4 protein-coding genes are annotated in these 5848 nt (G+C 72.3%); all 4 read left to right on the forward strand.

What is annotated here, in order from left to right:
- Positions 1–784: glycoside hydrolase family 16 protein (locus tag PROKR_RS09920; protein ID WP_051432841.1), on the forward strand; the 784-nt coding region annotated here is incomplete at its 5' end.
- Between the two features lie 131 nt (positions 785–915).
- Positions 916–3255, forward strand: coding sequence for a phosphoribosylformylglycinamidine synthase subunit PurL (gene purL / locus PROKR_RS09925; protein ID WP_036962652.1), 2340 nt, complete (start codon positions 916–918; stop codon positions 3253–3255).
- 64 nt (positions 3256–3319) lie between these two features.
- Positions 3320–4282, forward strand: coding sequence for an endonuclease/exonuclease/phosphatase family protein (locus tag PROKR_RS09930; protein ID WP_157601993.1), 963 nt, complete (start codon positions 3320–3322; stop codon positions 4280–4282).
- A gap of 48 nt (positions 4283–4330) precedes the next feature.
- Positions 4331–5848: RNB domain-containing ribonuclease (locus PROKR_RS09935; protein WP_084800355.1), on the forward strand; the 1518-nt coding region annotated here is incomplete at its 3' end.

Raw genomic sequence — 5848 nt, forward strand, 5'->3', positions numbered from 1 at the left:
CACCCAGCACGCGCCCGACGGCGGCGCGGCCCAGGCCGCGCCGGAGGTCTCCGCCGCGGTGGGCGCCCTGACCTGGTCGGACGAGTTCGACGGCGCCGCAGGCAGCGCCCCGAACCCGGCCAACTGGAACCAGGAGACGGGTGCCGGCGGCTGGGGCAACAACGAGCTCCAGAACTACACGAGCTCGCGCGACAACTCGGCCCTGGACGGGAACGGCAACCTCGTCATCACGGCCCGCCAGGACGGGAACGGCGGCTACACCTCGGCACGCCTGACCACCGCGGGGAAGGTGGAGCCCACCTTCGGCCGCGTCGAGGCACGGATCAAGATCCCGCGCGGGCAGGGCATCTGGCCCGCCTTCTGGATGCTCGGCGGCCAGATCGACTCCGGTACGCCGTGGCCGAACTCCGGCGAGATCGACATCATGGAGAACGTCGGCTTCGAGCCGCACATGGTGCACGGCACCATCCACGGCCCCGGCTACTCCGGCGGCGCCGGGATCGGCGCGGCGTACACCCACCCGCAGGGCTGGTCCTTCGCCGACGACTTCCACACCTTCGCGGTGGACCGGGAGCCCGGCCGCATCACCTGGTCGGTCGACGGGAACGTCTACCAGACCCGCACCACCGCCGACGTCGGCGGCAACCAGTGGGTCTTCGACCAGCCGTTCTTCATGCTGCTAAACGTCGCGGTGGGCGGCAACTGGCCCGGCTACCCCGACGGCACCACGCAGTTCCCGCAGCAGATGGTCGTCGACTACGTCCGCGTCTACGACCAGGGCTGACCGCCCTGACACGCGTCGGACGTACAGGTCACAGGAGGTGCCTGTACGTCTGACACGTGGTGGCGGGCCCACGTCGTAGACTGGCGGGGCGCTCCGGCGCCCAGAAACCTACCCCGCACGCGAGGAACTACATGACCGCGCCCGCGTCCCAGGCACCCTCCCGCCCGACTCCCGCCGTTCCGTCACTGGACACGGTCGAGGCCGCCGCCGCCACCCCTGACGAGGTGCAGCCGTACGGCGAGCTCGGACTCAAGGAGGACGAGTACCAGCGCATCAAGGACATCCTGGGCCGCCGCCCCACCGCGGCCGAGCTCGCGATGTACTCCGTGATGTGGAGCGAGCACTGCTCGTACAAGTCGTCGAAGGTGCACCTGAGCAAGTTCGGCGAGAAGGTGACCGACGAGATGAAGGAGCACCTCCTCGTCGGCATCGGTGAGAACGCAGGTGTCGTCGACATCGGCGACGGCTGGGCCGTCACCTTCAAGGTCGAGTCGCACAACCACCCGTCGTTCGTCGAGCCCTACCAGGGCGCCGCGACCGGCGTGGGCGGCATCGTCCGCGACATCATCTCGATGGGCGCCCGCCCCGTGGCGGTCATGGACCAGCTGCGCTTCGGCGCCGTCGACCACCCCGACACCGCGCGCGTGGTGCACGGCGTCGTCTCGGGCGTGGGCGGCTACGGCAACTCCCTCGGCCTGCCCAACATCGGCGGTGAGCTCGTCTTCGACGGCTCCTACCAGGGCAACCCGCTCGTGAACGCGCTGTGCCTCGGCGTGCTGCGCCACGAGGACATCCACCTCGCCAACGCGACCGGCCTCGGCAACAAGGTCGTGCTGTTCGGCGCCCGCACGGGCGGCGACGGCATCGGCGGCGCCTCCATCCTGGCCTCGGAGACCTTCGAGGACGGCGTCCCCGCCAAGCGCCCGTCGGTGCAGGTGGGTGACCCCTTCATGGAGAAGGTGCTCATCGAGTGCTGCCTGGAGCTGTTCTCGGCCAAGGTCGTCGAGGGCATCCAGGACCTCGGCGCCGCCGGCATCTCCTGCGCCACCTCGGAGCTCGCCTCCAACGGTGACGGCGGCATGCACGTCGACCTCGACGACGTGCTGCTGCGCGACCCCACGCTGAACGCCGGCGAGATCCTCATGTCGGAGTCGCAGGAGCGCATGATGGCCGTCGTCCGGCCCGACCAGCTCGACGCGTTCCTCGCGATCACGCGCAAGTGGGAGGTCGAGACCGCCGTCATCGGCGAGGTCAACGACTCCGGCCGCCTCACCATCGACCACCACGGCCAGCGGATCGTGGACGTCGACCCCAGGACCGTGGCGCACGAGGGCCCCGTGTACGAGCGGCCCTACGCGCGTCCGGCGTGGCAGGACGGCCTGCAGGCCGACTCGACGACGGCGGCGGGCCTCGCCCGTCCGGCGTCCGGCGAGGAGCTGCGCGAGACCGCGCTGACCCTCCTGGCCTCGCCCAACCTCGCCTCCAAGGCGTGGGTCACCAACCAGTACGACCGGTTCGTCCAGGGCAACACCGCGCTCGCGCAGCCCGACGACGGCGGCGTGGTCCGCGTCGACGAGTCCACCGGGCTCGGCGTGGCGCTGGCGACCGACGCGAACGGCCGCTACGGCAAGCTCGACCCGCGCTCTGGCGCCGCGCTCGCGCTCGCCGAGGCCTACCGCAACGTGGCCACGACCGGCGCCGAGCCGCTCGCCGTCACGGACTGCCTGAACTTCGGCTCGCCGGAGCACCCCGACTCGATGTGGCAGCTCGTTGAGGCGATCGAGGGTCTGGCGGACGCCTGCCAGGAGCTCGGCGTCCCCGTGACCGGCGGCAACGTCTCGCTCTACAACGGCACGGGCGAGCCGGGCCAGATCGACTCGTCCATCCACCCCACCCCCGTGGTGGGCGTGCTCGGCGTGCTCGACGACGTGAGCACCGCGCTCTCGTCCGGCTGGCAGACCGAGGGCCTCTCCCTCCTGCTGCTCGGCACCACGCGGGACGAGCTCGACGGCTCGGCCTGGGCCGACGTCGTGCACTCGCACCTCGGCGGCGTGCCCCCGCAGGTGGACCTGGCCGCCGAGAAGGCGCTGGCCTCGGTGCTCGTGGAGGCCCGCCGGTCGGGTCTCGCGGCAGCCGCGCACGACCTGTCCGAGGGCGGCCTCGTGCAGGCACTGATCGAGTCCTCGCTGCGGTTCGGCGTCGGCGCGTCCGTGGCGCTCGAGGGCGTCACGGGCCGCGACAAGGTCGACCCGTTCGTGGCTCTGTTCTCGGAGTCGACCGGGCGCGTCGTCGTCGCCGTGGACCCGGAGCACGAGGGCGAGCTGACCCACCTCGCCGAGGACGCCGGCGTGCCGGTGCTCCGTCTCGGCAGCACGGGCGGCGACGCCGTGGTGGTCGAGGGCCAGTTCGAGATCCCGCTGGACGAGGCCCGCGAGCCCTACGAGGCGACCCTCCCGGCCATCTTCGGCTGAGCCGCCCGGCCCCGGGTCAGCACGCTGATCCGGGGCCCGGCGGGGGAGCGGTAGGGTCCGGGCTGTGCGATTTGTCCGTGGCCTCATCTCCCTCGTGCTCTGGGTCGTCGCGATCCCCCTGCTTCTCGTGGCGGTGGCCAGGGCGCTTCCGTTCGACAACGTGGCACCGCTGCCGCAGCTCGTCGCGTTCACGCCATGGGCGCCGCTCGTGGTGCTGCCGCTGCTGATCGTGGCGCTGTTCTCGCGCCGTTGGGTGCTGACGGTGCTGCTCGGGGTCTCGTTCGCGGGCTTCCTGTACTGGACGGCGCCCTTCTTCATGCCCCCGGAGACGTCGGACGTAGCGAACCCGGCCGACGCCGGCACCGTGCGGGTCATGACCGTGAACGCCCTGTACGGGCAGGCCGACGCCGACAGCGTCGTCAGCCTGGTGCGGTCCCAGAACGTCGAGGTGCTGTCGGTCCAGGAGCTGACCCCCGACTTCGAGCAGGCGCTGACCGACGCGGGCCTGGACGAGCTCCTGGCGCACAGCTTCACGGTCCCCGCCGAGGACAGCCCCGGTGGCAGCGGGCTCTGGTCCACGACCGAGCTGACGGACGTGCAGCAGCAGCACGGGTCGAGCTTCGCGATGCCGTCGGCCCTGATCGACGTGGGCGGCACCGCCGTCCGCGTCACCGTGGTGCACCCGTACCCGCCGATGCCGGACGAGATCACGACGTGGCGCACCGAGCTGGTCGAGCTCACGCAGCGCGTCCACGAGGACGACGCACCGCAGATCCTGGCCGGCGACTTCAACGCCACCTATGACCACGCGACCTTCCGGGACCTGCTCGGCTCGCGGTTCGTGGACGCCACCCGTGAGTGGGGCGCGGGCCCCGCCGTCACGTGGCCGGAGGGCAACCGCGTCCCGCCGCTCTTCGCGCTGGACCATGTGGTCGTGGAACGGGACATGCCGGTCTCCGACGTCGTCGCGATGCAGGTCCCCGGCAGCGACCACCGGGCGCTGGTGGCGACCGTCGTCGTCGAATAGCACAGCGACACCGAGCGGTGAGCGCGGAACCGGCTTATGTTCGCAGTTGTGCCGATCCGTCAGATGCGCCTCGCGCCCGCCGCCACCGACGACGTGAGTGGTGCCCTCGCGGCTCTTCGCGCGGAGGTCGGCCTGCCCGCGATGTTCCCGCAGGACGTGCTCGAAGAGGCGCGCGCGGCGGTCGAGAACGACTTCTCGACGGGCCGCGCCGACCGCCGCGACATCGAGTTCGTCACCATCGACCCGCCCGGCTCCAAGGACCTGGACCAGGCGGTGCACGTGGAGCAGTCCGGCGAGGGCTACGTGGTGCACTACGCCATCGCGGACGTCGGCGCGTTCGTGACGCCGGGCGGTGCCCTGGACGCGGAGGCACACCGGCGCGGCATGACCGTCTACGGTCCCGACGCCCGCACCCCGCTGCACCCGAAGGTGCTCTCCGAGGGCGCGGCCAGCCTGCTGCCCGAGGAGGACCGCCCGGCCGTCCTGTGGACGGTCACCCTTGACGCGCGCGGCATCATCAAGGGCGCCGCGCTGGAGCGCGCCTTCGTGCGCAGCCGCGAGCGGCTCACGTACGCCGAGGTGCAGTCGACGCTGGACGCGGGCACCGCGAGCGAGTCGCTGCAGCTCCTGGCCGACGTCGGCCGTCTGCGCCAGTCGCTGGAGCTGGCGCGCGGCGGGGTCTCGCTCTCCGTACCCGAGCAGGAGGTGGAGCGGCGCGAGGACGGCACCTACACGCTGTCGTTCCGGCGCAACCTGCCGGTCGAGGACTGGAACGCGCAGATCTCGCTGCTCACGGGTATCGCGGCCGCCCACCTCATGCGGGAGGCAGGCGTGGGCATCCTGCGCACCCTGCCCGAGGCCGACCCGCGCGACCTGGCCCGGCTGCACCGTACGGCACGCGCGCTCGGCATCGACTGGCCGGACAGCATGCCCTACGCCAAGCTCGTCCCGACGCTCGTCTCGCGCATCCCCGAGCACGCGGCCTTCCTCAACGAGGCGACCACGCTCTTCCGCGGCGCCGGGTACGTCGCGTTCGGCATGCGGGGGCCCGACGGCGCCGCGGTGCCGCCGCCGGAGAACACCCGGCACGCCGCGATCGCCGCCGACTACGCGCACGTCACCGCGCCGCTGCGCCGCCTGGTGGACCGGTACGCGGCCGAGGTCTGCCTTGCCGTCTCCGCCGGGCGACCCGTACCCGAGTGGGTGCTGGAGGCCCTCCCCGGGCTGCCCGACGTGATGGCCGAGACCGGCCGCCGGTCCTCATCCTTCGAGCGCGAGTGCGTGAACATCGTCGAGGCGTCGCTCCTCGCCGACCGCCTGGGCGAGGAGTTCGACGCCGTGGTGGTCGACGTCGACCAGCCGGACAAGGAGCTGCAGCGCGGCGAGGTGGTGCTGCGCGACCCGGCCGTCCGGGCACGGGTGGTCGGCAAGGCGCTGCCGATCGGAGACGAGGTGCGGGTCCAGCTCGCCGAGGCCGACGTCGCCGCGCGGCGCGTCACGTTCACGCTCGGCGGTCCGTTCGCGGGGCTCCCGGACGGCGCGGCGAGCCGGTCGCGGGACGTGGGG

The organism is Promicromonospora kroppenstedtii DSM 19349, assembly GCF_000515355.1.
Classification (GTDB): domain Bacteria; phylum Actinomycetota; class Actinomycetes; order Actinomycetales; family Cellulomonadaceae; genus Promicromonospora; species Promicromonospora kroppenstedtii.